Here is a 24,962-nt window from a genome sequence, read left to right as displayed (position 1 = left end):
CGATGGCGGGAACCAGCATCGAATTCGCGCCATTGCTGCCCTGGTTCCTGATTGCGGGGCTGGGCGGCATGGCCCTGCTCGTCGCCGGCGCCGGTTTTTATGCCCGCGCCCGAGGCGCGCTGTGGCGAAGCATCGCCTTTGCCGCGTTGATCGCAACCCTGCTGAATCCGTCGCTGGTCAACGAACAACGCGAACCGTTGCGCGACGTCGCCGTCGTCGTCGTCGATGAATCGGCCAGCCAGCGCATCGGCGACCGGCCGGAGCGGACGGCGGCCGCGCTGGAAAAAATCCGGGCCGAAGCGGATGCCCTGCGGGCCACGCTGGACCTGCGTGTCATCCATGTCGGCCGGGAAGGGCTGGATACGGAAAACCAGGGTACGCGGCTTCTGGAACCGCTGCAGCGCGCCCTGAGCGACGTGCCGGAGCGCCGCGTTGCCGGTGCTATCCTGCTGACCGACGGCCAGGTGCACGATGCGCTGCCGAATCCGGAAGCCGAGTCCCTGCCGCGCCCGCTGCACGTACTGCTGACCGGCCGGCGCGACGAAGTGGACCGGCGACTCGTCATCGTAAAGGCGCCGACCTTCGGCATCGTCGGCAAGAAAATGCAGATGACGGTCCGGATCGAGGACAGCACTGCCGCGCCCGACCCCGCGGCGAACCTGCGCATCCGGCGCAACGGCGGCGACGAACTGGTGCTGTCGGCGCCGGTGGGCGAGGAGCATACGCTCGAATTCACGCTGGACCATGCTGGACAGACGGTCTTCGAACTCGCGGTCGACCCCATTCCGGACGAATTGACTGAGATCAATAACCGTGCGGTCGTTTCGATCAATGGCGTCCGCGACCGATTGCGGGTGCTGCTGGTTTCCGGCGAACCGCATGAGGGCGAGCGAACCTGGCGCAACCTGCTGAAATCCGATCCGTCGGTGGATCTGGTGCATTTCACGATCCTGCGGCCGCCGGAAAAGCAGGACGGCACGCCGATTGACGAATTGTCGCTGATTTCGTTTCCGACCCGGGAACTGTTCGAGGTCAAGCTCGCGGAATTCGACCTGGTGATTCTGGACCGATATCGCCGCCGCGGCGTACTGCCGTCGATTTACCTGCAGAATATCGTCGATTACGTCACCGCAGGCGGCGCATTGCTGGAAGCGGCAGGCCCCAGTTTCGCCGGGCCGTTCAGTATCTACCGCACGCCCCTCGGCGCCATGCTGCCCGGAGAACCCACTGGCGAGATCATCACCCGGGGCTACAGGCCCGCCACGACCCGGCTTGGATTGCGTCATCCCGTGACCGCGGACCTGCCCGGCGGCGTTGAGACAATCGGCCCTGACGCGACATCCGGTGAGGGTAACTGGGGCCGCTGGTTCCGTCAGATCGACGTCACGGTCAAGCAGGGGCATGTCCTGATGGACGGCGCGGACGGCCGGCCGCTGTTGATCCTCGACCGGGTCGGCACCGGCCGGGTCGCGCAGATCAACAGCGACCATATCTGGCTGTGGGCGCGCGGGTTCGAAGGGGGTGGCCCCCAGGCGGAATTGTTGCGCCGCGTCTCGCACTGGCTGATGAAGGAACCGGAGTTGGAGGAAAACGACCTTCGCGCCGCCACACGCGGCGACGTTCTGGAGGTCACCCGGCGGAATATCGACGACGAATTGACCCCGGTGGAAGTCACGGGACCGGATGGCAGCACCGTCACGGTACCGATGGAGCGCACAGGAGAGGGCGTCTTCACGGGATCGATTACCGTATCCGAGAGCGGGTTGTATCGGGTCAGCGACGGCGCGGCGGTGTTCATGGCTGCAGTCGGGGCGCTGAATCCGCTGGAATTCAGCAATGTCCTCGCATCGCCGGAACCGCTGCAACCCACAGTCGAAGCAACCGGAAGCGCCATTCACTGGCTCGCGGACAGTGTTCCGAACCTCCGCCTCGTCGCGCCCGAACGCGATACATCGGGCCGCGGCTGGATCGGCCTCGTGGCCAATGGCGATTACATCGTTACCGGACTGACGACACTCCCGCTGTTACCCGCGTTGCTGGTCCTTTTGCTCGCGCTCGGCGCAACCGCCATCGCCTGGCGACGCGAAGGCGATTGACCGCCGGCCACGCGGCCATCGCAAGCGCGTAAAATACATGGACATATGACAATCGGCGCCTAAAATACCGCGATCAACAATTCGTGATACAGCCATTTGTTGATAAACAGCATTTGTCCCGTATTTTTTCCTTCGATATATTCAAATATCTGAAATTAAAAACCAACATGGGCAATGAAAGAACTCGATTTAGACAAATCGACTGGGGAGACCCCTGCGCTTGATGTCGACGTGGCCCCGTGGAAGATGCAGAAACGGTCGGTTGTCATTGCGGGGCATCGCACCAGTGTATCGCTGGAAAACGCTTTTTGGGCGGAATTGAAGGCGATCGCCGTCACGAGCGGCAGTACGGTCAACCAGATTGTCACCGAAATAGACGGGAAACGATCCGGAAACCTTTCCAGCGCCATCCGTCTTTATGTCCTGTATTCACTTCAGGCGTCGTAGCGCAGGGAGTTCCGCCATAGCGCCGGAAGGCTATCTGCCGAGTCCTTTCAGCAATCCCTTCAGCACATCTTCCGGCTTTACTTTTTCCTGCGACTGGCCGTCGCCGCCCGTCACACCCTGCAAAATCTTGCCAATCGGATCCGACGGTTCCGCTGCACCGGCATTGTCGCGGCTCAGAAAGGTGCCGCCGGCACGCACATTCGGCGAGTCCAACGGGCCGCTGAGACCGATACTGATATAGGGCTCGGCCGCCGCGTCGCCGCCGCGCAATACCGATGTCGTCGAATCAATCGTCCAGCGGGGAAGGTCAGCCGTCGCCACGGTGATCGCACGCGCCCCCGCGCCGGTCAGGACGGTGTCCTGAGTCCGCAGAACGCCCTGCTGAATCTCGAAATTGCCCGACAGGTCGGCGGGCGCATCGCCGAAGGCCCGGACGAGAACCGTGGCCAGCCCGCCGATCTGCTGTATTTCCCTGACCTTGTCCCCGAACAGCGCCGCGGCGATACCAACCGCGCCGATGGCCTGCTGTTCGTTCCCGGTCGCCAGCACACGGAGCTTTCCGGCTATATCGCCCTGGCCGGACAGCGCGGAGACCAGCGCGGCCTCCGATGTGCCGGCGGCGGTTACAGTCGCGTTCACCGACACGGGCCCGGAGACGCGAGGCTCCCCGCCGAACGCCGTTGCCGCGCGCGCGGTGTCTATCCCGGCTGCCGTCAGCGTTATATCGACTTTCGGGCCGCCGGTGGCGGAGTCGATACTTCCCTTGCCGGAAACGGTGCCGCCGAAAAACCCCGCCGTCACCTGCTTCAGGTCGAGGCGCCCCGCCGTCAGCGCCACATCCAGTTGCGGCTTGTCGAACTGAAAATTGCCGGAGATCAGCTTACCCATCACCAGGCGGATATTCGCATCCAGCGCCTGCATTGCGGAAAGATCGATCGGTTCCCGCGACCAGCGGTCGGCGGCGGCGTTGCCGGCATCCGCCCCGCCCGGAGCCGACCCCACGGCACGTTGCTGGCGGCCGCGCGCCGTGGCGGACCCCGTCGGTTGCCGAACCGGCTGAAACAGGTCCATCAGAACCTCGCTGGTGGCGAGGTCAGCCGTGATATTCGGCCGGGGACCATCGAGCGCCAGCGACAGTTTTCCCTTTACCGCGACAGGTCCCGCCGCCATGTCAAGCGACGAGAGGTCCAGCGCAGCCGGCGTACCCTTCACGGCGAAACCGCCCTTCAGCGCGCCCAGCTTTTCCGCTGCAGGATGAAAATCGGGCATGAACAGGCGTACAAAATCCGACAATTCGGGATGGCTCAGCGCTACCCTGAAGTCGAAACCCGGCGCGGCGGCGGCCATATCCAGCGGACCCTGAAGATGAACGGCCGCCCCGGCGCCCGTCAGGTTCGTGTCCAGCGTCACCGCCGAAAGATTGCCCGCGACCCGGCCCCTGGCGGTTGGCTTGCCCAACTGCGCCAGTGGGATCGGTGGCGGCATGTCGAGGAAGAGAAACAGGCGCTCCGGATCGGCGACGGCGATGTCGAAATCGACGGCAAAACCCGGGGTTGACGCAAATCCCTGAACTGTTCCCGTTGCGCCGAGGCTGGCGCCGGCAATATCGGCAATGCCGAACTTCCGGATCGTCAGGGCGCCGCCGACAAGCTGCCCGTCGAAGGCAAATTTTCGCGCGATAGACTTCCGATAGGTGATGCGGTCCAGCCGCAAATCGACATTCGCATCGAATTTTTCCAGAAAAGCGAGCGGCGCAGCAGCTGCAGTGGCGGCGCCCGATGGCGCCGGACGGGCCGCCGTCGCAGCGCCATCGCCCGCTTTCGGCGCGGCGGCGGTTGATTCCGGAAAATAGGCATCAAGATTGAGCTGATCGATATCCAGCCGCAGACCGAATCCCAGCCGGTCGCGCAACGCCACAACCAGCCCGCCATGCATTGTGCTCGCGTCGAGGCGAACGTTGAAATCGGGCGCCTGAACGGCATCCGGCGTAGCTGATATCTTGCCCGTGTAGGAAAAGCCCCGCAGCCTGTCCGCCGGCAGCGCGGCGGTATCGACGCCGATCCACTGCAGCAGGGAGCGCAGGCTGTCGGACGCAATGGCGACATCGCCATCGAATTTCGGCTGCCCCTTGACCGGCTGCAGAAACCCGACGAGGGAGATATCCGAACCGCCGGGCAACAGTGCCGAGGCATGGTCGAGCGTTACAGCGCCGTTGGCCAGGCCGCCCCGGATTCCGGCCTGACGGATCACCCCGCCATTGTACTGGATCGCCTCGATCCCGAGATCGAGCGATGCATCGACATTCTGCGGCAGGGTAAACCCGGTCGGCGCCGCCGGCGTGCCCGGTGCGGCTGGCGATGCGGCCCCATCGCTTTGCGCAGCCGGTGTGGACGCCTTGCCGGGGCCGGCGGCATAATCCGCCAGCATCTTGTCCAGATCGATCCGGTTCATGGAAATGGCGACATCGACGCCGATGACATCGCCCAGCACAATACTGACCGCACCGTTGCCCAGCGTTTCGCCAAACCGGATCCTGGCGTCATTCAGCGTTACCGAGTTGCGGGATGCGGAAAGCGCGGCCTCGACGGAAACCGGCCGATTCAGTATCGGCGAGACGCCCGCCCCCGTCGCCATCGCCGCGAGGCGGTCTGCATTGTCACCGGTCATGACGAACTCGCCGGTAATCTGCGCGTCCGGGCCGGTATCCGAAGCCGCACCGTTGAACGAGACCGACGCGCCGGCTTCCGGCAGCTCCAGATTCAGGGCAACGCTGATCGGGCGCCCTTCGATGACGGGGCCGGTTTTCAGGTCCACCGTAACCGGTAACCCGCGATACTGCGCGTCGCCGGAGACGGTGAACGGGCCATACAGCGACGGCGCGGATATCGCCATGTCCAATCCGGTAATGGCGTCCGTTTGTGCCGCGCCGGCGTTGTGATAGGTGACGGATCCGTTTCGGATGGTAACGCTGGCAAGCGAGATATCGACCGCCGACTCCCCGTCCCCTGTCGTCCCCGCCACGCCGCTATCCGGGCCCGGGGTGGCGCCGGAAGGCTGGAAATCCCAACTCGCCCGGCCGTCCGCGGCAACTTCCAGCGCAATGACCGGTTCCACCAGGTCAAGCTGTTCGATCACGATACGGCCTCCAAGCAGCGCACCGATGGAAAGACGAAGGTGGACTTCCTTCAGGCGCAGCATGTCCGGCGTGGCGGCGCCCTCGAAATTGGCGAGCCGTACGCCCGCAACGCGCAGCGCCGGCGCCGGCAGGATTGCCAGATCGATATCGCCCTCTATGGCGGCGCTTCGGCCGGTTTTTTCCTGGATGACGGACACGATACGCCCCTTATGGGCATTCCAGTCTATGAAGCCCGGTACAATCAGTACCGCCGCAACCAGCAGGACGATCAATCCGCCCAGCGAAGAAAGGACAATTTTTTTCACGCGAATGCTCCGATGGCCGGCTGGACCGCGCCGGACAAGGCAATAAGACCGAAAGTAGTCAACGTCAGCCTGCTATTGTAACTGGTGCGTCTACGGATCGGTGTCAAATTATGAGTCACGCGGTGCGGCGTGATTCAGAACTGCTCATTTACGCAATATTTTTCCGGGATTCATGATATTCGCGGGGTCCAGCGCGAACTTGATCGCGCGCATGACGCTGACGGCCTCGCCATGTTCGGCGGTCAGGAAGTCGCGTTTGCCGAGCCCGATACCGTGTTCTCCCGTACAGGTTCCGCCCATGGCGATGGCGCGGTGGTTCATCCGCTCGATTAGCGCCTTGGCGTTCTTCAGTTCCTCGGGCCTTTCCGGATCGATCAGGATCACGAGATGGAAGTTCCCGTCGCCGACATGACCGACAATTGGCGCGATCATGCCGGTTTCCTGGATGTCGCGCTGGGTGTCGAGCAGGCACTCGGCAAGGCGGGAAATCGGTACGCAGGCATCGGTCGCGATTCCCTTCTTGCCCGGCTGCAGGGCCAGGGCAGCGAAATAGGCGTCGTGACGCGCCTGCCAGAGCTGGTTGCGTTCCTCACTGCGGGTCGTCCACTGAAAGCGGCCGCCGTCGAAATCCGCAGCTATGGCGCCGACCATTTCCGATTGTTCCTTGACCGACGCCTCGGTCCCGTGAAATTCGAACCACAGGGTCGGTTTTGCTTCGTAGCCTTCCAGCCTGGAATATCTGATGCAGGCATCCATCTGTACATCGTCGAGCAGTTCGATGCGCGCCACGGGAATGCCGGACTGGATCGTCAGGATCACGGTATTCACCGCATCCGCCAGGGTCGGAAACTGGCAGACCGCCGTCGACATCGCCTCGGGTATGCCATACAGGCGCAACTGCACCTCGGTGATGACGCCAAGCGTTCCTTCCGAACCGACGAAAACGCGCGTCAGGTCGTAACCGGCTGCGGATTTGCGCGCCCGGCCGCCGGTACGGATAACCCGGCCATCCGCCAGGACCACCGTCAGCCCCAGAACGTTTTCGCGCATCGTGCCGTACCGCACCGCGTTCGTGCCGCTGGCCCGCGTCGCCGCCATGCCGCCCAGTGAGGCGTCCGCGCCGGGATCGATGGGAAAGAACAGCCCGGTATCGCGCAGGTGTTCGTTGATCTGCTTGCGGGTGACGCCGGCCTGAACCCGGCAGTCCAGGTCTTCCGCGTTCACTTCCAGCACGGCGTTCATCCGGGACAGGTCGAGACAGACGCCCCCATGCAGCGCGATGACATGCCCTTCCAGCGACGTTCCCGTGCCGTACGGAATGACCGGTATCCCGTATGCGGCGCAAATCCGGACGATGGCGCTGGCTTCTTCGGTCGACTGCGCGAAGCATACGGCATCGGGCGGCATGGGCGTCATATAGTCTTCGCCGCTGGCATGGTGATCGCGCACGGCAGCCGCGGTCGATACCCGGTCGCCGATGACGGCGCGCAGCTGTTCAAGAACCGTCGGCGCGATCTGGTTTGCCGTATTTTCAGGGGCCATGAAATTTTCTCCGGACGGCGCACGTTCAGCCCGTAACCTACTCCGCGCAGGTTCCCCCTTCAACTACACGTACTGGCCGCAAAATACCCGGTCATGCGCTAGAATTTCGCCTATTTATTGCAACCGAACCCTATTTATCCCTTTGATCGAGCCACATAATTTTCCCTTCCCTTGACCAAGCGCCAAGGGTACGCTCCGTTGGGTTTCGCACCGGCGCCTGTCATGTCCGGAGCATGGGAGCGCGGGCTGATCGCAGTGCCCGGCAAGCCGGAAATACAGCGAATTCCGCCAATTTAACGGGCCAGCAGAACTGGCCTTTCACGGGAGGAACAAAAATGTTCAAGAAACCAACATTATCCATTGCAGCCCTTGCACTTGCCGGTTCGCTGGGTGTGACCGCCGCACCAGCCGTGGCGGAAGATATCGTATTCATGACCGGCCCGGCCGGCGGCAGCTGGTACCCGCTGGGCGGCGCCATCAAGAATATTCTGGAAGCCGAAGTTCCCGGGATGAACGTCACTATCCGCCCCGGCGCCGGCCTGATCAACCTGAAGGGCGTATCCGGCGGGAAGGCGCATATGGGCTTCAGCCTGGTCATGTCCGCGGTCGACGGCCTGAATGGGAAGCCGCCATTCGAAGAGAAACTGGGAGACATCTGCAATCTGGGTTCCCTGTACAATAACTTCCTGCAGATTCCGACGACGGATTTTTCGTTCAACTCCGCCGCCGACCTGAAGGGCAAGAAACTTGTCACCCTGCCGCGCGGCAACACAACCGAACTTGGCGCCCGGGCGCTGCTCAAGGCCGCCGGTCTCGGCTATGACGACATGAGCAAGGTGAATTTCGCGTCCATCAGCGATGGCGTGAACATGTTGAAGGACGGCCAGGCCGATGTGATGATGACGATCACCTCTGTGCCGAACGGCTCGCTGCTCGACCTCACCAATTCGCGCAAGATCAAGTTTCTGTCGATCACGGACGAACAGTTCGCCGCGATGAAAAAGGAAAATGCCGGCTGGGGCCGCCTGACGATTCCGGCAAACAGCTATCCGAACCAGACGGAACCGGTTGAGATTGCCGGCTTCCCCGCGCATCTGATCCTGAACTGCTCAACGGTTTCGGAAGAGTCGGCCTATAACATGACCAAGGCGCTTATCAATCGCGGTCAGGAACTCGGCGCCATCGTGAAGACGCTGAGCAACATTACGGCGAAGGACATGGCTACCGATATCGGCGTGCCGCTGCATCCCGGTTCGGCCAAGGCCTACAAGGAAGCCGGCGCGCTCTAGAGCCGGGCGACCATCGATATCGGGTCCGGGCCGTTAGCCCGGACCCGAATTCATAGCCGAACCGGGCCCCGAAAAAAATGGAACCGGACGGCACCGGGAGGAGTGTCTGTTCATGCTGGCCAGCAACAAGATCGGTATCGCCGTTTCATCCGCCATCGCGCTTGCGATGTTGGGATTCCATCTCTGGGTCGTCTTCACCGGTGCGCCGGAGGTCTTTCATTTTCGCGGCACGCATCTGCTGTTTGCGCTGGTCCTGATCTATCTCTGGTTTCCGACGCTGGCCGACGCCACGCGCGGCAAGGCAATCTTCGGCGCCCTGTGGGATACGGCACTTCTCGCCGGATCCGTCGCGGTCATCTCCTACCTTTTTGTGGAGCACGATTACATTCTGGACCGCTTCGCCTATGTCGATGAATTGCGGCCGACAGACTTCACCTTCGGTGTCTTGATCATTGTCATTGTCCTGGAGGCGACCCGCCGCACCATTGGTCTGGCGCTGCCGATCACGTCCCTGATATTTCTCGGCTACGGCTTTTTTGTCGCCGGCCTGCGACCCGGCGAAGTCATCGATCAGATGTACCTGACGACGGAAGGCATTTTCGGCATCCCGCTGAATGTGTCCGCCACATATCTCGTCCTGTTTATCGTATTCGGCGCCCTGGTTGAAAAAACCGGCACCGGCAAACTGTTCATGGATTTCGCGCTGGCACTTGCCGGGCACACCGCCGGCGGACCCGCCAAGGTCGCCTGCATGACCAGCGCCATGTTCGGCACGATTTCCGGCAGTTCCACCGCCAATGTCATGACCACGGGTACATTCACGATTCCGCTGATGAAACGGATCGGATACCGGCCCGCCTTTGCCGGCGCGGTCGAAGCGGTTGCATCGACCGGCGGGCAGATCATGCCGCCGATTATGGGCGCCGCCGCCTTCGTCATGGCCGAATTCATGGCCGTGAGTTACCTGACGGTTATCTCGCTCGCCATCCTGCCGGCGCTGCTCTATTTCCTTGCGGTTTTTATCGCGGTCCATTTCGAAGCGAAACGCGTCGGCCTGAAGGGGCTGCCGCGCGCCGACCTTCCCGCAATGGGCAAGGTCCTGCGCGACCGTGGCCATCAGTTTCTCCCCCTGGCAATCATCATTGGCGTTCTGGTCGCCGGATACAGCGCGCCCTATGCGGCGACATGCGGTTTGTTTTCCGTCGTTCCGGTTGCCCTGATGCGCAAGACGACACGTTCCGAGATCAGCTTCATGGGCGTCATCAACGCCCTTATCGAAGGCATTCGCAACTCGCTGCAGGTCGCCGTCGCCTGCGCCTGCTCCGGTATCGTCATCGGCATTATTTCCCTCAGCGGCATCGGCATCGAGTTCACCTCCTTCGTCATTCAACTGTCGCAGGAGACCCTGTTGCTGGCGCTGATCCTGACCGCGATCGCCGGCATCATCCTGGGCATGGGCCTGCCGACGACGCCCGCCTATATCGTACAGGTGGCGTTGCTGGTGCCGGCGCTGATCAAGCTGGGGGTCCCGCTTGAAGCCGCGCATATGTTCGTGTTCTATTTCGCCATCCTCTCGGCCATTACGCCGCCGGTGGCGATCACGCTTTACGCGGCGAACGGCCTGTCCGGCGCGGGGATCTGGGATGGTGGCCTCGCTGCGATGAAACTGGCCGCGACCGGCTACATAATACCGTTCATGTTTGTCTACGGACCGTCGCTGCTGATGATCGGCGACGCCGTCACGGTCGCAATTTCCTGCGTGACCTCGGTTATCGGCGTTTGCTGCCTTGCCGCCGGCTTGCACGGATACTTCCTGCGCCGCGCCAATGTAATCGAGCGCCTGCTGCTGGCGGCGGCGGCCTTTACGCTGATCAAGCCCGGCCTGACAACGGATATCGTCGGCGGCTGCATCATCACCGGCATCATCGCATTGCAGCTGTTCATCTGGCCGCGCTCGGCGACGGAAACGGAAACCGCCGCACCGGTGACCGTTCGGGACTAACCATCTAACGCAGATCGTAGCGGATTTCCGATCCGTCATCGCCGTGGAAGCGAACCTGCATCAGCACGCCCCGGCTGTCGTACCAGAGGTCGCGTTCGAAATCGCCGGTCATCACATAGTGCCGGGCCTGGATATCGCGCCCCGCGACCCGGATTGATTCCATGCCGGCGTCGGCGATTTCGACCGACATCAATTCGCCATCGGCCGGATCCAGAATGCGGCGTTGCGTCACGATCGCGACACTCCACAGGCTCGCCGGCTGGAGATCCGGGTCCTCCGCCGTTTCGACGCCATTGATCGCCAGCACCATGCCGCCCTCTTCGCGATGCAGGGCAATCTGGTATGGCGCACCGTTATCGTTCGTCGTGGCTGCCATCCGCTGTAGACTGCCGTCGCGCCAGACTTCCAGCGCCTGATGCTCGAACCGGTAAAGCGGTATGAAGCCGAAGCGGTAATCGACCTTTGCCTCGATGCGCACCTCCAGGTCGCTCCCGTTCCTTTCGAAGCGGATGACATGCGAGCCGATTGCCTCGCCGTTCCGCAGGATGGCGAAATTCAACATCCCGCCATCGGGCACGCCGGTAATATCGGACGCCAAGGCCGGCGCTATGCGGCACGATACCGCGATCAGCGCCGCGGCAATCAGGGCTACGGACAAACACCGTCGCGCCATTGTTGTTATTCCGAAACGGCAATCCGGCCGTCGGTCGTCACAATTTTCGTGAATTCGAACCTGTTGCCGGCGTCGTCCTCGGCCCAGTATTGCAGCGTAATCCGGTCTTTTCCCACCGGGGTCGCAACGTAGTGGCCCTTCTGTTCCAGGGTCTGCAATGCTTCGATCCGGTAATTGACAAGCGCATCGGCGCACTCTTCGCCATTCAGGACGCACACCTTGCCGCGCGTGACGGTGACGCCGGTGCCGGCGGTCTCCGTAAACAGCCGGCGATGGTTGTAGCGGTGCCGCCCCGCGGCGAATTCATAGGTAAATTCGATCAGGTCCAGGCGCACCTGTGCCTTCTCGGCGGCCTCGGCGACCGGTTCGGCGCCATCACAGGCACTCAGTGCCAGCAGGGTCGTGCAGAATATCGTCGCATACCGGTTCATGTGATTGTCACGCCGCTGTGCCGCCGACTGTCAGCCCGTCAATCCGCAGGGTTGGCTGGCCGACGCCGACCGGCACGCCCTGACCGTCCTTGCCGCAGGTGCCGATGCCGGGATCGAGCTTCGTGTCGTTGCCTATCATGGAAACACGGGTCAACACGTCCGGGCCGTTGCCGATCAGCGTCGCCCCTTTTACCGGCGCGCCAATTTTTCCATTCTCAATCTTGTAGGCCTCGGTGCAGGAAAAGACGAACTTGCCGCTGGTGATATCGACCTGGCCGCCGCCGAAGGACACGGCGTACAGCCCGTTCTTGACCGAGCGCAGGATCTCCTCCGGATCGGCGTTACCGTTGGGCATGTAGGTATTGGTCATCCGCGGCATCGGCGCATGGGCAAAGGATTGCCGCCGCCCGTTGCCGGTCGGTGCGGCGCCCATCAGGCGGGCGTTCAGCCGGTCCTGCATATAGCCGACGAGAATGCCGTCTTCGATCAGGACCGTGCGGGAGGTCGCGGTTCCCTCGTCATCGATCGTCAGCGAACCGCGGCGGTCGTTGAGCGTGCCGTCGTCGACCACCGTCACGCCGGGGGACGCGACGCGTTCGCCCAGCAGGCCGGCGAAAGCCGAGGTCTTCTTGCGGTTGAAATCGCCTTCCAGCCCGTGCCCGACCGCTTCATGCAGCAGGATACCGGGCCAGCCGGGGCCGAGCACGACGGTCATTTCGCCGGCGGGCGCGGCGACGGATTCCAGGTTCACCAGCGCCTGCCGCAACGCCTCGTCGGTCTGCGCCTGCCAGGCTGCCGGGTCGACGAAGGCGTCGTAGGACACCCGGCCGCCAACGCCATGGCTGCCGCTTTCCATGCGGTCGCCCTCACCGACGATGACGGAGACATTGAGCCGGACCAGTGGCCGGATATCGGCAGCGCGGAAACCGCCCAACCTGATGATCTGCACCGCCTGCCATTCGCCCGATATCGACGCAGACACCTGCCGCACACGGGAATCGCGGGACCTGGCATATTCATCGATATCGGCCAGCAGCTTTACCTTGGCGGCGAAATCCATCTGGCCGAGCGGGTTTTCGTCGCTGTACAGGCTCTGGTTTCGGCCAACGGGCGCGCCGGCCATCGTGCCGCCATGGCCCGACTGCACCGCGCGAACCGTATCGCCCGCCCGTTTGATGGCGTCTTCATTCAGTTCCGCCGAATGCGAATATCCCGTCGCCTCGTCGGCGATGGCGCGCAGGCCAAACCCCTGCATCGTATCGAAGCTGGCGTTGCGGACGCGGCCGTCATCATAGGAAATGCTCTCCGCCTGACAGTACTCCAGGTAGAGTTCACCATCATCGGCCCCGGTCAGGGCGTCATCGACGATCTTCTGCGTTCGCGACTGGTTGAGCCCAGCCTTTTCGAAAAACAGGTTGTCTGTCGTCGCAAGGTCGGACACAGCAGCCCTCCTTTTTCAGTTCGGTCGGTACCCGCCTTCTCCGGCGTACCCGGACCACGGAACCCATTGAATATGACAGAACTGTGGCAAAAAGACAGCCAATATGCATCACGGTTCCATGACCGGAATATTCTCCTGCGCAGGAAACGACTCCGGTCAACGCGATGTTCCCCACTATTCGCGTGCGGCCGGAAGATATCGTTACGGGCGGGGCATGTCGCTGCCGCATCCGGCGCCGACGATTCTTGCCTTCCGGCGCCGGTAATGTTAGGTAGCCTGTCTCATCGATAGGGATATTCGATCATGACTACGTCTGGTAAGGATATCGCAAGCGACGAACCCGAACTCGTGCGCGTGCAACATGCGGTCATTATCCAAAAAGCGGCTGACATTCGGGCACTGAACGATCTGCTGTCGGTCGGCTGGCGCGCCGCCTCGACATCGCCGATGAATGACGCCGTCCTCGTCATTCTGGAGCGCGCGGGATCCCGGAAGGATATCGAGGAAATGCGGACCGCGCTCGGATACAGCCCCCTGGCCGGCAACTCCGCCAACACGTAAGACGCCGGCGGCGCCCGGCGTGTCCGGCGACATGACCCTTTCAATAGTTTGTTAACCTTTCGATGCGAGCCTCGCGCGACTGCGCCGTCAACGCAACGGGCCCGATGGGGATGTAATTTCATGAAGCGTATCGCCGTGCTTGTCCTGCTTGCCGGCCTCACCGCCTGTCAGACCGGCGACCCCGCCAACCAGCGGGCCAGCGCGACGCTTTCCGGCATGTTTCTGGGCGCCTTCGTCGGTTACAACATCCTGGGCAGCGGCACCGGGCAGACCGTCATGACCATCCTCGGCGCGGCGGCCGGCGGCGCCGGCGGCTATTACGCGGCCGACTACATCATCCGGATGGACAAGCAGAAGATGGAGCGCGCGGCCTTTCTGAGCCTGGACAGCGCGGCTGAGGGATCGACGGTCTATTGGGAGAACGAGGACACCGGTTCGGCCGGCAGTTTCCGGATTCTGCGCAGCTTCCAGGCGTCCGACGGCCGCGACTGCCGGGAATTCATCGCCAGTGCCATGGGCGAAAGCGCAACCGTCGAACGGCAGAGCACGGCCTGCCGGATCCGCAACGGCGCCTGGGAAATTGGCTGATGATACGGGAGGAATGGCGGAAGGAGCGGGATTCGAACCCGCGTTAGGTTTCCCTAAACACGCTTTCCAAGCGTGCGCCTTAAGCCACTCGGCCACCCTTCCACGGCCGAACCGTCCCGGTCGGCGCGGCGGACACTACATTCTTGCTTTCCCGTACGCAAGCCAGTGGTTCCCGCCGAAACCCATGCGTGTTAGGGTGCCCCGCATTGCTTGAAACAGGATGGTATTCCGCGTGTCGATTTTGCGTTTTCTGGGCCGTCTGTTCGTCGCACTGTCGTTGATTACCCTGCTGTCGGGGGTGGCGATCTGGCTGGTGGGCACGGATGTCACGGCGGTCGCGGGGCAGGCTTGGGCCAGCGCGGATATCGAGAGCCTGAACATGATACAGGTCGTCATCCAGCGTCACCTGCACCTGCCGGCGCTGTGGGACTCGGTCATCGTCCCGTATCTTCTGCTGCGGCCGACCTGGGAATCGTTCACGATCCTGTTCGTGCTGTTCCTGATGCTTGGCGGGCTGTTCCTGCGTCTCGGCCGGCGGCCGCCGCGACCCAGGGGCCTGCGGCGCTGATCTAGCGGTCCTCCATCCGCAGCGCTTCGAGGAAGGCCGATTGCGGGATTTCCACCTGGCCGAACTGGCGCATCCGCTTCTTGCCCTTCTTCTGCTTTTCCAGCAGCTTGCGCTTGCGGGTAATGTCGCCGCCATAGCATTTCGCGGTCACGTCCTTGCGCAGCGCGCTGACGGTTTCCCGGGCAATCACCTTGCCGCCGATCGAGGCCTGGATGGCGATCTTGAACAACTGGCGCGGGATCAGAGTCTTCAATCGTTCGCAGAGCTGCCGGCCGCGCCGTTCCGACTGCGATTTATGGGTGATCAGCGCCAGCGCATCGACCGGTTCGTTGTTCACCAGAATGCCGACCTTGACCAGGTCGCCTTCGCGGTATCCGGAAATTTCATAATCGAAGCTGGCGTAGCCGCGGCTGATCGATTTCAGCCGGTCGTAGAAATCGAACACGACCTCGTTCAGCGGTAGCCTGTAAACGACCATGGCCCGGTCGCCGACATAGGTCAGTTCCACCTGCTCCCCGCGCCGTTCCGTGCACAGCGACAGAATCCCGCCGAGATATTCGTCCGGCGCCATGATCGTCGCCTTGATCCAGGGTTCGGCGATGGTGTCGATCCGCATCGGTTCGGGATAATCCGCCGGGTTGTGCAGTTCGATCTGTTCGCCATTGGTCAGCGCGATCCGGTAGACGACGGAGGGGGCGGTGGTGATGAGGTCAAGGTCGAATTCCCGCTCCAGCCGTTCCTGGACGATTTCCAGATGCAGCAGGCCGAGGCAGCCGCAGCGGAACCCGAAGCCCAGCGCGGCGGAGGTTTCCGGTTCGTAATGGAAGCTCGAATCGTTCAGCGCGAGCCGCGCCAGGCTCTCGCGCAGATCGTCGTAATCCGCCGCGTCGACGGGAAACAGCCCGCAGAACACGACCGGCACCGACGGCTTGAACCCGGCCAGCACCTTGAGCGCCGGCACGCGGTCGTCGGTCAGCGTATCGCCGACCTTGCAATCCGCGACCGATTTGATCGAGGCGGTGATAAAGCCGATCTCGCCGGGGCCCAGCGCGTCGATCATGACGCCCTTCGGCGTGAAGATGCCGACGCGCTCCACCGGATGGGCGGTACCGGTGGCCATCATGCGGATACGCTGGCCCTTGGTCAGGGTGCCGTCGACGACGCGAACCAGCGCCACGACGCCGAGATAGGCGTCATACCAGCTGTCGACCAGCAAGGCGCGCAGCGGCGCTTTCGGATCGCCGGCGGGCGGCGGCAGATGCTTCACCAGCGCCTCCAGCACGTCGTCCACGCCCTGCCCCGTTTTGGCGGAAACGGCAATGGCGTCGCTGGCGTCCAGCCCGATCACATCCTCGATCTGCTGGCGGATCCGGTCCGGCTCCGCGGAGGGCAGGTCGACCTTGTTCAGGACGGTGACGATTTCATGGTCGGCGTCCAGCGCCAGATAGACATTCGCCAGCGTCTGCGCCTCGACTCCCTGGCTGGCGTCGACCAGCAGGATCGATCCCTCGCAGGCGGCCAGGCTGCGGCTCACCTCATAGGCGAAATCGACATGGCCCGGCGTGTCCATCAGGTTGAGGATATAGGTCTCGCCGTCCTTCGCCCTGTATTCCAGGCGGACCGCATGCGCCTTGATGGTGATGCCGCGTTCGCGCTCCAGATCCATCGAATCGAGGAACTGTTCCTTCATCTCGCGCGCCGCCAGCGACCCGGCCTTCTCGATCAGCCGGTCGGCCAGCGTCGATTTGCCATGGTCGATATGGGCAATGATCGCAAAATTGCGGATATGGCTTTGATCAGTCATCGATTTCTTACCGGATACGGCCTAATTCCGGGCGGAACATAGGCGTGGATCGGGTTCGAAGCAATCGCGGAGAACGCCACCGGTCAATGGGCCTGGCCGAAGCCCGGCACAGACGCCACGCTGTTCGCCTGGTCCAGCGTCAGAAGGCCCCTGGCGAAGCGGTCCATGGCCGGTTTCGACATATAATGCCCGCATAATGTATTGAATTCATCCATGAATTCGGATTCATCCATGAAATTTCCGGGCCCGCCTTTTGGCGCTTCGACAAAGGCCTCATGGGTTTCGCCCCGCACCGTCACCCGCGCGACAATCGCCGCCGGCAGGTCCTCGAACCCGGTCTCCGCCACGAATCCGGCCAGCCGCCCCGTTACACCATCCATCGGTCGATTCCTCCCGGCATAAAAATTACGCGCGGATTAACATCCCTTAACATCCCTTAACATCGGTTAACATCGATTGGCGGTGCTGCCCCTGGCGATATCCTGATTTCATTGGCAATGGTTGGCTTTTATTTGCATTTTCCGATATCGGGCGGCGGATCATGGCCACAACCGAATAATAGGAATATAATGCTTTCACTTCCAGTTTCAAGTACCCGCCACCGGAGCTCATCCAAGATTTTCCGGGTACGCCGCGCATTCGGTAAGCGCCTAAACGCCCGTGTCGAAGATACCGCCGGGCTGCATGTCGCGGAATTTCCGGGTCCAGTCCTGTCGCAGGGAATGTTCGGTCGCCCCCCGGTCATAGGCGGGGGAAATCAGGGCGTCGGCTTCCTCAAGGTCGATGCGCACGACCGCGCGCACCGCCTCCGCCAGTCCGCCCAGATCGCCGAACCGGGCGAACAGCGCATCGAAGCCGTCGGCGCCCCGCATCACGGCGGTGGCGCGCCCCTGGAACCGGTAGCCCTTGCGCACGAAGGGATCGACGAAATTCAGCGCCACCGAGGGATTGCGCGCAAGGTTGCGCATCGTGTTCGGCGACCGCAGTTCGACGAAGGCAATCGTGGTATCGTCGAGGACGATATAGGTCGCCTTGGGCGAAAGGTTGGGCGTGCCGTCCGCATTGACGCTCGCCAGGAAGCCCAGTTTCTGTTCGCGGATCACGCGTTTCATGTCGTCGGTCAGCATCCGTTTCCTCCGCTAATAAACCTTTCTCTTCTTTAGACTATCGAACGTACCCCCGCAGGGTCCAAACGCGCCATTCGAACGGCACCAATCCCGTCACGCGGAACGGCGGCGGAATCGCGCGAATGTGAGGCGACAGATAACCCGTGCACGGGTTATCTGTGATCCTCAGTTCTGCTTCAGAAAGTTGTTGTCTTGTCCTATTTTGCCGATCCCCTGGCGCTCGTCGCCTTTGTGACCGTCATCGCCGTGGTCAGCCTTGTGCTGTCGCCGCGGGTAACGGGCGTGGACGGTTTCTTTTCCGGACGCGACGAAACCGGCCGTGCGCCTGGGTTGTGGACGCTGGTGCTCAGCCAGGTCACGACCTGGATATTCGCCCGATCGCTGATGAACGCGGCGATCCTGGGATTCTATTACGGCATCGCCGGCGTGCTGGCCTATACGACCTATTACGCATCCTTCCTGACTGGCGCCGTCATCGTCGACCGCGTCCGGTTCCGCCATGGCGCCGCGTCGCTGCAGGACTTCCTGCGCGACCGGTTCGGCGCGGCCGGCGTCGCCTGCTACAACGCCGTGGTCGCCCTGCGGCTGATGTCGGAAGTCTTCGCCAACCTGCTGGTGGTCGGCGTGATCTTCGCCGCCGCCTTTTCCGGCTACGCCTATGCCCGCGAACTCGCCATCACCGCATTCGTGCTGGTCGGGCTGACCTATTCGATGATGGGCGGGCTGCGCGCCTCCCTGCGGACCGATGTCGCGCAGATGCTGCTGTTCCTCGTTGTTCTGGCGGTCGCGGCGGTAGCCCTGTTCGCCGCACCCGAATTCGAACTGGCGACGGCGCTGTCCGCGCCCGGCGTATCGGGCCCGGCCCCTGGCTGGATATTGCTGGCCGTCGCCGCGCTGCAGGTGCTCAGCTACCCGGCGCATGACCCGGTGATGATCGACCGGGGCTTCCTGGCGGACCGGCGGACGACAAGGCTGTCGTTTCTGCATGCGTTCTGGATTTCCGCCGGCTGCATCTTCCTGTTCGGGCTGTTCGGCGCGCAGGCCGGGCTTGTCGCGCAGGAAGGCGAGGCGATGGCGGCGGTCTGGATGCGCATGTTCAACCCCGCCGTCATCTTCTGTCTGAATGCCGCATTGCTGGTATCGGCCATGTCCACGCTCGATTCCGCGCTGTCCTCGGCGGCGCGGCTGGCGGTTGTCGAAATGCGGCTGGGCGCGGTCACCGCCGCCAACGGGCGGATCGCGATGGCGCTGTTCATGCTGGGCGGGCTGCTGTTCCTGCTGGCCGGGACGGAAGACCTCTATGCGGCGGTCGCCGTTTCGGGCACCGCGTCGATGTTCCTGGCCCCGGTGATCGTCTTCTCGCTGTTCGGCGGGCGGGATATCCCGCTATGGAGTTACCTGATCGCCTTCGCCGTGGCGATTGCCGGGGCGGCGCTGTATTTCCTCAACGGGCACCCGGCGGTGCAGGCCCTGAGCGGCGGGATCCACAAATACACGCTGCTGCTGTGGATATGCGGCGCGGTGCTGGGGCTCGGTTTCGCCGCCTTCGCGCTGGGCGCGATGACCCGGACAACCCGGCTGCAACACTCCTGACGACAATCAGCAATTATCGGTGTCGAGCGAATATCCCGCGCCGCGAACGGTGCGAATCAGGTCCTCGCTGCCGGCATCGGACAGCGCCTTGCGCAGCCGCCGGATATGTACGTCCACCGTGCGCTGCTCCACATAGATTTCCCGGCCCCAGGCCAGGTCCAGCAACTGCTCGCGCGAGAACACCCGGCCGGGACGTTCGATCAGGGTCAGCAGCAGCCGGTATTCCGTCGGGCCCAGCCGCACCGGTTTACCGTTACAGGTGACCTTGTGGGCCGCCAGGTCCATGACGACGCCGCCATATTCCAGCGTCTCGTCGCTGAACCCGGGGCGGGTGCGGCGCAGCAATGCGCGGATCCGCGCCACCATTTCACCCGGCGAATAGGGTTTCACCATGTAGTCGTCGGCGCCGGAATCGAGCCCGCGAACGCGGTCCGCTTCCTCGCCGCGCGCCGTCAGCATGATGATCGGCAGGTTTTTCGCATCGGCCCGCCGGCGCAACTGACGGCAGACCTCGATACCGGATATTTCCGGCATCATCCAGTCCAGCACGATCAGGTCCGGCGGGTCCTCCGACGCCAGCGCGAGCGCCTCGTCGCCGTCGCTGGCGACGCGGGTCCGATACCCCTCGCGCTCCAGGTTATAGGACAGCAGTTCCGCCTGGGGCGGTTCGTCCTCGACAATCAGGATAAAGGGTTTCATGGGGATTCCGTACTTTTCCTGGCGTCAACCGCATCCGATGAAATGACCGTCATGCTGCTCTGGTCATCCTTGGGCCGCATTTCATCATGCATTTCGCCCAGGACCATCATCCGGATGTATTCGGCGATATTCGTCACGTGGTCACCCATGCGTTCGACGTTCTTGGCAATGAACAGCAGATGCGTGCATGCGGTGATATTGCGCGGATCTTCCATCATATAGGTCAGCAATTCGCGGAACAGGCTGGTATGCAACTGGTCGACTTCCTGGTCGCGGGCCCAGACGTCGTTCGCCATATCGACATCCCGCTTGATATAGGCGTCCAGCACGTTACGGATCATTTCCTGCACCAGACGGCTCATCCGGGCGACCGTATTCATGGCGCTGCCCATCGGCGGAGTCCGCGCCAGCGCCATGGTCCGCTTGCAGATATTGCGGGACAGATCGCCGATCCGCTCCAGATCGTTCGCCGCCTTCAGGGCGGAAATCACCAGCCGAAGGTCGGCCGCCATCGGCTGCCGTCGGGCCAGCACGTCGACGGTAAAGATATCCACTTCGCGTTCCAGCGCGTCGATCCGGGCATCGCCCGCGGCGACCGATTCGGCCAGATTCACGTCGCGGCGCACCAGCGCCTCGATTGCCTGCGACAGCTGCATTTCCGCGAGACCGCCCATTTCGACGATCATGTTATCGAGCCTGGTCAGATCCTCGTCGAACGAGCGGACAATATGATCTGCTGCCATTTCTGCTTCTTTCCTTCTGGACGATCCGGCCGGTATTACAGGATGCGGTTCGTTTGTCTTCGGGCTTCTTGATCGGGCGCGAGGCATTGGTGATGTCAGGCGTGTCGACACCGGCGCCCGAGTTGATTGCTCTTTCCTTGCTCCTGCCGGATGGCCTGTCCAAACGCAGGGTAACCTAGATCTGACTCACTGCTCTTTTATAACACTTTTGTTACCGTAATATGACAAGCGCCGGCTTGACGCGGGTCACGGGGCGTTGGCGGGTTTCGATCGCGCGCCGGTCCCGTCATGCGGCAGATACACGGTAAACCGGCTGCCGACGCCCAGCTTGCTTTCGATGGCAAGACGGCCGCGATGGCGGCTGACGATATGCTTCACGATCGCCAGACCCAGCCCGGTGCCGCCCATCGACCGCGACCGCCCCTTGTCCACCCGGTAGAACCGTTCGGTCAGGCGCGGAATCTGGTCCGGCGCAATGCCTTCGCCGATATCGGCGACGCAGACCGCCACGCCAGGGTCGCCGAGATTGGGGATGCGGTCAACGGTTTTCGCCGTCACCGAAATCCGGGTCCCTTCGCGCCCGTAACTGATCGCGTTGGTCACGAGGTTCTGGAAGACCATCACCAGTTCATCCTGCTCGCCGATGACGGCGGGCAGGTTGGGCTGGATTTCGAGATCGATCCCCATGCGATGCTTTGCCGCGCGGACCGACAGGGAATCGACGACGCTGCCCAGCAGGTCGGAAAGCCGGACATAGTCTTCCGGCGGGATATGCTCGTCGGCTTCGACCCGGGACAGCGACAGCAGGTCGCCGATCAGCCGCGTCATCCGCTGCGCCTCGCTTTCCATGATGGTGAGAAACCGCTTCTGCGCCGCGGGGTCGTCGCTGGCGACGCCGCGCAGCGTCTCGATAAACCCGACCAGCGACGACAGCGGCGAGCGCAGCTCGTGGCTGACATTGGCGACGAAATCCGCGCGCATCTCCTCCGCGTTCCGGGCGGCCGTGACATCATGCATCGCCACCATCGCGCCCAGCCCATCGGTGTGCCTTTCAATCCGCATCGGCGAAACATGCACCGTAAACTGCCGCGTCACGTCCTGCGCGATGGAGATATCCTCGCGCTGCGCCCCGCCGCCGGACAGCGTGGCGTCCACCGCCGACAGGACATTCGGGTGCCGGATCAGAAACGCCAGGTCGCGGCCCTGAAACGCCATGTCGAAGAAATTCAGCGCGGCGCGGTTGATCCGCACAACCCGCCGCTTCGAATTCAACAGAATGACGGGATCGGGAATGCCGTCGAGGACATCCAGGTCCGACATTGTCTTTCGGGTATCTTCCGGCACGGCGTTCCACCCTGTTGCGCTGAACGGTCTGAAATTCGCGCCGCACTCTGCTGCGAACCCCGCTTCCCTGTCAAACCTCGCGGGATAACCGGCCTCAGCCCAGCCGATACACCCGCACCGCCGTGTCGTGAAACAGCTTCGCCTTTTCACCGGCCGTGTATCCTTCGGTGACGCGCTTGAAGGAATTCCACAGCACGCCGTAGCCGCAACTGATCTTGTCGACCGGAAAGTTGGACTCGAACATGCAGCGATCGGGGCCGAACAACTCGATGGCCGCCTCGAAATACGGGCGCTGCGCCCCGGCAAGCGCCGCGCTGTCCGGCGGCGCCGGATTGCACTGCCAGTTGAAGCCGCAGTAGTCCATACACAATCCACCCAGCTTGACGACGACATTGGGGCAGGACGCGACCCCGGTCAGGCCTGTTTTCCAGGCATCGAAAATCTCATCCCGCCGTCCGGCATATTCGCCAATCCCGACAATGCCGCCGACATGGTTCAGGATGACCGCCGTTTCCGGAAACGCCCGCGCCAAATCCGCCACTTCGCCAAGCTGGCGGTAGCGGCAGGGCAGGTCGAAACTCAGGCCCAGCGGCGCCAGTTCCGCAAACCCGGCGCGGAACCCGGCATCCATATACAGCCCCGGCCGTTCCGACCGGGCGATGCGCGGGTCCGGGTCCCAGGCGCCTGTGCAGCGGATTCCTTTCATCCGCGCGGGCGCGGCGGCGATTTCCGCTTCCAGCACGGCCTTCACCCGGGCGCCGGCGGACAGGTCCGCATAGCCGACGATCCCGGCCGCGACCCGCGTTTTCCCGTATAGCCCTGATGCCGCCATCGCCGCGATGCCGTTGGCGAATTCGACCTCGCCGACATATTTCATTTCGTCGGGGCCATCGGCGCGGAACATGGAGAGGTGTTCGATGAAGACGGTCGAGACGATATTATGGCCGGAATCGAGGTCGCTTTTGATCTCGTCGATCATGTAACGGCGCGCCACCTGCCCGTCCCGGGCATCCCAGAGGTGATGATGCGGATCGCAGATCGGCAGTCCCGGTTCCAGCGCGTCTTCGGTCACCTGGGCCAGCCAGCCGGCATTCGATGGCTCGATCATGATATCCCTCCCCCGCCCCTTAACGTTTCGTGCACAGCGCCATGACCGCGCCCGCATCCGCCGCCGTATCCAGCGACCAGACGGCATCCGCCAGCGGCGTCACATCCGCGCCGAAGCCGCCATATTCCGCCAGCATGGCCAGCTTCCCGTTCAGGCCCGCGTCGCTCATCGGGTTGCGCGAACCGCCCTGGGTGTCGGCGATTTCCACCATGTGCTCCGCGCCCTGTTTCGTGCGGACCAGCATCTTCACCCCTTCGATATCGTAGCTGTCGTCATCGACGAAGCGCACGGTCGGGCGGATCCCGTCCCGCAGGGTTTCGGCCACGGCCTCGTCGCTGAATTCCGACAGGCCCGCGCGGCCCCGCCGCAGCGCGATGGCGATGGCGTGCTGGGCGCTGACCTGCGATTCGCGGCCGGTGGCGACGTCGGGCCGGTCCGTCCGCTGCTGCAGGAACGGGTGCCCGGTCAGCGTCACCTCGGCCACATCCTCGACCGCGAAGGCGCCCGCGCCGTGCAGCCTGATGCAGGCCTCCATCACCGGGTTGAGGACGATGCCGGTCGGATAGGGCTTGTAGGTGTTCCGGGCGATTTCCCAAACCTCGCCCAGCCCGTCGAACAGGGCATCGGTTTTCGGGTCATCCGCATAGACCGGCAGGAACCCGCGCGCGCCTTCCAGCGGCGCCGCCGGGCCGGAAAATCCTTCCGCCGCCAGCAGGGCGGAGGCCATCCCGTTGCGCGCCGCATTGCCGACGCTGATGCTCTTGGACATGGTGCCCAGGGTTTCGACCAGCCCGGAGGCCTGCGCGGAGGCGTTGCCCAGCGCCCAGCCGAACTGTTCCTCCGTGAGGCCGGCCAGCGCGCCAACGCCCACCGCCGCGCCGAAAATGCCGCAGGTCGAGGTGATGTGCCAGCCGCGCCCGTAATGATAGGGCGACACCGCATTGCCGATCCGGCATTCGATCTCGCCGCCGAGAATGAACGCCCGCAGCAGGTCCGCGCCGCTGCACCGCGCGATTTCCGCATGGGCGAACAGGGCCGGCGCGACCGGCGCGGTCGGGTGGATGATCGTGTTCGGATGGGTATCGTCGTAGTCGAAGATATTGGCGCTCATGGCGTTCACACAGGCCGCGAGCAGCATGTCGACACGTTCCGCCCGCCCGATGATCCCGGCCCCCCGGCTCCCGGCAAACGGGCCCAGCACGGCAAGGTACTTGTCGATTGCCGGCTCGCGGCAGCCGCCCAGCGCCGTCGCGAACCCGTTCAGCAGCGACCGCTTCGCCTCATGCCGCACCGCTTCGGGTATGTCGCGCCACCGCGTGTCGTGGACGAAACGGGCCAGCCGGCGGGTTACCGCACCGGCGGCAGGAGGATTGGCATCTGGCATGGCGGCTTGTCCTGATTGTAGGGGGAACGACGGAAGTCTAGGCTATAGCACATCAGGTTTGAATGGAACCGCAACAGGTTC

General features: G+C 63.2%; 21 protein-coding genes and 1 tRNA gene. 8 read left to right on the top strand and 14 right to left on the bottom strand.

All coding sequences use genetic code 11. The features are described from left to right. Positions 1–2 precede the first annotated feature (2 nt). A complete protein-coding gene (locus WD767_08270) occupies positions 3–2,096 on the top strand; it encodes a hypothetical protein (GenBank protein MEX2616074.1) in 2,094 nt (697 codons plus the stop codon). Between the two features lie 231 nt (positions 2,097–2,327). Continuing rightward, positions 2,328–2,543: a ribbon-helix-helix domain-containing protein gene (locus WD767_08265; protein ID MEX2616073.1), complete on the top strand. Its 216-nt coding sequence runs from the start codon at positions 2,328–2,330 to the stop codon at positions 2,541–2,543. Between the two features lie 30 nt (positions 2,544–2,573). Here WD767_08265 and WD767_08260 read toward each other — a convergent pair whose 3' ends face one another. Next, the gene (locus tag WD767_08260) at positions 2,574–5,984 is read right to left on the bottom strand and encodes an AsmA family protein (GenBank protein MEX2616072.1); all 3,411 of its coding nucleotides are present in this window, start codon (positions 5,982–5,984) and stop codon (positions 2,574–2,576) included. A 144-nt stretch (positions 5,985–6,128) separates the two neighbouring features. After that, positions 6,129–7,526 carry an FAD-linked oxidase C-terminal domain-containing protein gene (locus WD767_08255; GenBank protein MEX2616071.1) on the bottom strand — a complete coding sequence of 466 codons (1,398 nt, stop codon included), beginning with the start codon at positions 7,524–7,526 and terminating at the stop codon, positions 6,129–6,131. Between the two features lie 335 nt (positions 7,527–7,861). On the opposite strand from WD767_08255, the gene WD767_08250 reads away from it, so the two are divergent. Then, positions 7,862–8,815, top strand: a complete 954-nt coding sequence (locus WD767_08250) for a TAXI family TRAP transporter solute-binding subunit (protein ID MEX2616070.1) — start codon at positions 7,862–7,864, stop codon at positions 8,813–8,815. 112 nt (positions 8,816–8,927) lie between these two features. Continuing rightward, positions 8,928–10,817, top strand: coding sequence for a TRAP transporter permease (locus WD767_08245; GenBank protein MEX2616069.1), 1,890 nt, complete (start codon positions 8,928–8,930; stop codon positions 10,815–10,817). A 4-nt stretch (positions 10,818–10,821) separates the two neighbouring features. Here the strand turns inward: WD767_08245 and WD767_08240 are convergent, their stop codons facing one another. The 3 genes from WD767_08240 to tldD are packed head-to-tail and all read right to left on the bottom strand — an operon-like array spanning position 10,822 to position 13,362. After that, positions 10,822–11,490, bottom strand: a complete 669-nt coding sequence (locus WD767_08240) for a DUF6134 family protein (GenBank protein MEX2616068.1) — start codon at positions 11,488–11,490, stop codon at positions 10,822–10,824. A gap of 5 nt (positions 11,491–11,495) precedes the next feature. Then, on the bottom strand, positions 11,496–11,921 hold the full coding sequence (locus WD767_08235) for a hypothetical protein (GenBank protein ID MEX2616067.1): 426 nt from the start codon (positions 11,919–11,921) through the stop codon (positions 11,496–11,498). A gap of 7 nt (positions 11,922–11,928) precedes the next feature. Then, positions 11,929–13,362, bottom strand: a complete 1,434-nt coding sequence (tldD, locus tag WD767_08230) for a metalloprotease TldD (GenBank protein ID MEX2616066.1) — start codon at positions 13,360–13,362, stop codon at positions 11,929–11,931. Between the two features lie 303 nt (positions 13,363–13,665). Here tldD and WD767_08225 point away from each other — a divergent pair, with 303 nt between their 5' ends. Further along, positions 13,666–13,923 (top strand): hypothetical protein, encoded by a 258-nt coding sequence (locus WD767_08225; protein ID MEX2616065.1) that lies wholly within the window; start codon positions 13,666–13,668, stop codon positions 13,921–13,923. A gap of 120 nt (positions 13,924–14,043) precedes the next feature. After that, positions 14,044–14,511 (top strand): RT0821/Lpp0805 family surface protein, encoded by a 468-nt coding sequence (locus WD767_08220; GenBank protein ID MEX2616064.1) that lies wholly within the window; start codon positions 14,044–14,046, stop codon positions 14,509–14,511. Between the two features lie 14 nt (positions 14,512–14,525). Here the strand turns inward: WD767_08220 and WD767_08215 are convergent. Continuing rightward, positions 14,526–14,613: transfer RNA gene (locus WD767_08215), tRNA-Ser, on the bottom strand. A gap of 130 nt (positions 14,614–14,743) precedes the next feature. On the opposite strand from WD767_08215, the gene WD767_08210 reads away from it, so the two are divergent. Then, entirely contained in the window at positions 14,744–15,079 is a 336-nt protein-coding gene (locus tag WD767_08210) for a hypothetical protein (GenBank protein ID MEX2616063.1), read from the top strand. Position 15,080: 1 nt separating this feature from the next. Here the strand turns inward: WD767_08210 and lepA are convergent, their stop codons facing one another. The 3 genes from lepA to WD767_08195 all read right to left on the bottom strand — a co-directional run bounded on the left by lepA (position 15,081) and on the right by WD767_08195 (position 18,010). Continuing rightward, positions 15,081–16,883: a translation elongation factor 4 gene (gene lepA, locus WD767_08205; GenBank protein MEX2616062.1), complete on the bottom strand. Its 1,803-nt coding sequence runs from the start codon at positions 16,881–16,883 to the stop codon at positions 15,081–15,083. Positions 16,884–16,966: 83 nt separating this feature from the next. After that, entirely contained in the window at positions 16,967–17,263 is a 297-nt protein-coding gene (locus tag WD767_08200) for a hypothetical protein (protein ID MEX2616061.1), read from the bottom strand. Between the two features lie 270 nt (positions 17,264–17,533). Next, on the bottom strand, positions 17,534–18,010 hold the full coding sequence (locus tag WD767_08195) for a pyridoxamine 5'-phosphate oxidase family protein (protein MEX2616060.1): 477 nt from the start codon (positions 18,008–18,010) through the stop codon (positions 17,534–17,536). Between the two features lie 192 nt (positions 18,011–18,202). On the opposite strand from WD767_08195, the gene WD767_08190 reads away from it, so the two are divergent. Further along, complete coding sequence (locus WD767_08190; GenBank protein ID MEX2616059.1) at positions 18,203–19,603, top strand: sodium:proline symporter; 1,401 nt, start codon at positions 18,203–18,205, stop codon at positions 19,601–19,603. 6 nt (positions 19,604–19,609) lie between these two features. Here the strand turns inward: WD767_08190 and phoB are convergent, their stop codons facing one another. The 5 genes from phoB to WD767_08165 form a co-directional block, all read right to left on the bottom strand. Further along, positions 19,610–20,302, bottom strand: coding sequence for a phosphate regulon transcriptional regulator PhoB (gene phoB / locus WD767_08185; GenBank protein ID MEX2616058.1), 693 nt, complete (start codon positions 20,300–20,302; stop codon positions 19,610–19,612). Continuing rightward, positions 20,299–21,045, bottom strand: a complete 747-nt coding sequence (phoU, locus tag WD767_08180; protein ID MEX2616057.1) for a phosphate signaling complex protein PhoU — start codon at positions 21,043–21,045, stop codon at positions 20,299–20,301. The genes phoB and phoU overlap by 4 nt, the downstream gene beginning before the upstream one ends. Before the next feature lie 246 nt (positions 21,046–21,291). After that, a complete protein-coding gene (locus WD767_08175) occupies positions 21,292–22,389 on the bottom strand; it encodes an ATP-binding protein (protein ID MEX2616056.1) in 1,098 nt (365 codons plus the stop codon). Between the two features lie 94 nt (positions 22,390–22,483). Beyond that, complete coding sequence (locus WD767_08170; GenBank protein ID MEX2616055.1) at positions 22,484–23,497, bottom strand: amidohydrolase family protein; 1,014 nt, start codon at positions 23,495–23,497, stop codon at positions 22,484–22,486. 19 nt (positions 23,498–23,516) lie between these two features. Continuing rightward, entirely contained in the window at positions 23,517–24,881 is a 1,365-nt protein-coding gene (locus tag WD767_08165; protein MEX2616054.1) for an MmgE/PrpD family protein, read from the bottom strand. Between the last annotated feature and the right edge of the window lie 81 nt (positions 24,882–24,962).

The sequence above is a fragment of the Alphaproteobacteria bacterium genome (assembly GCA_040905865.1).
GTDB lineage: Bacteria > Pseudomonadota > Alphaproteobacteria > UBA8366.
This window is presented reverse-complemented; position numbering and strand designations above follow the sequence as displayed.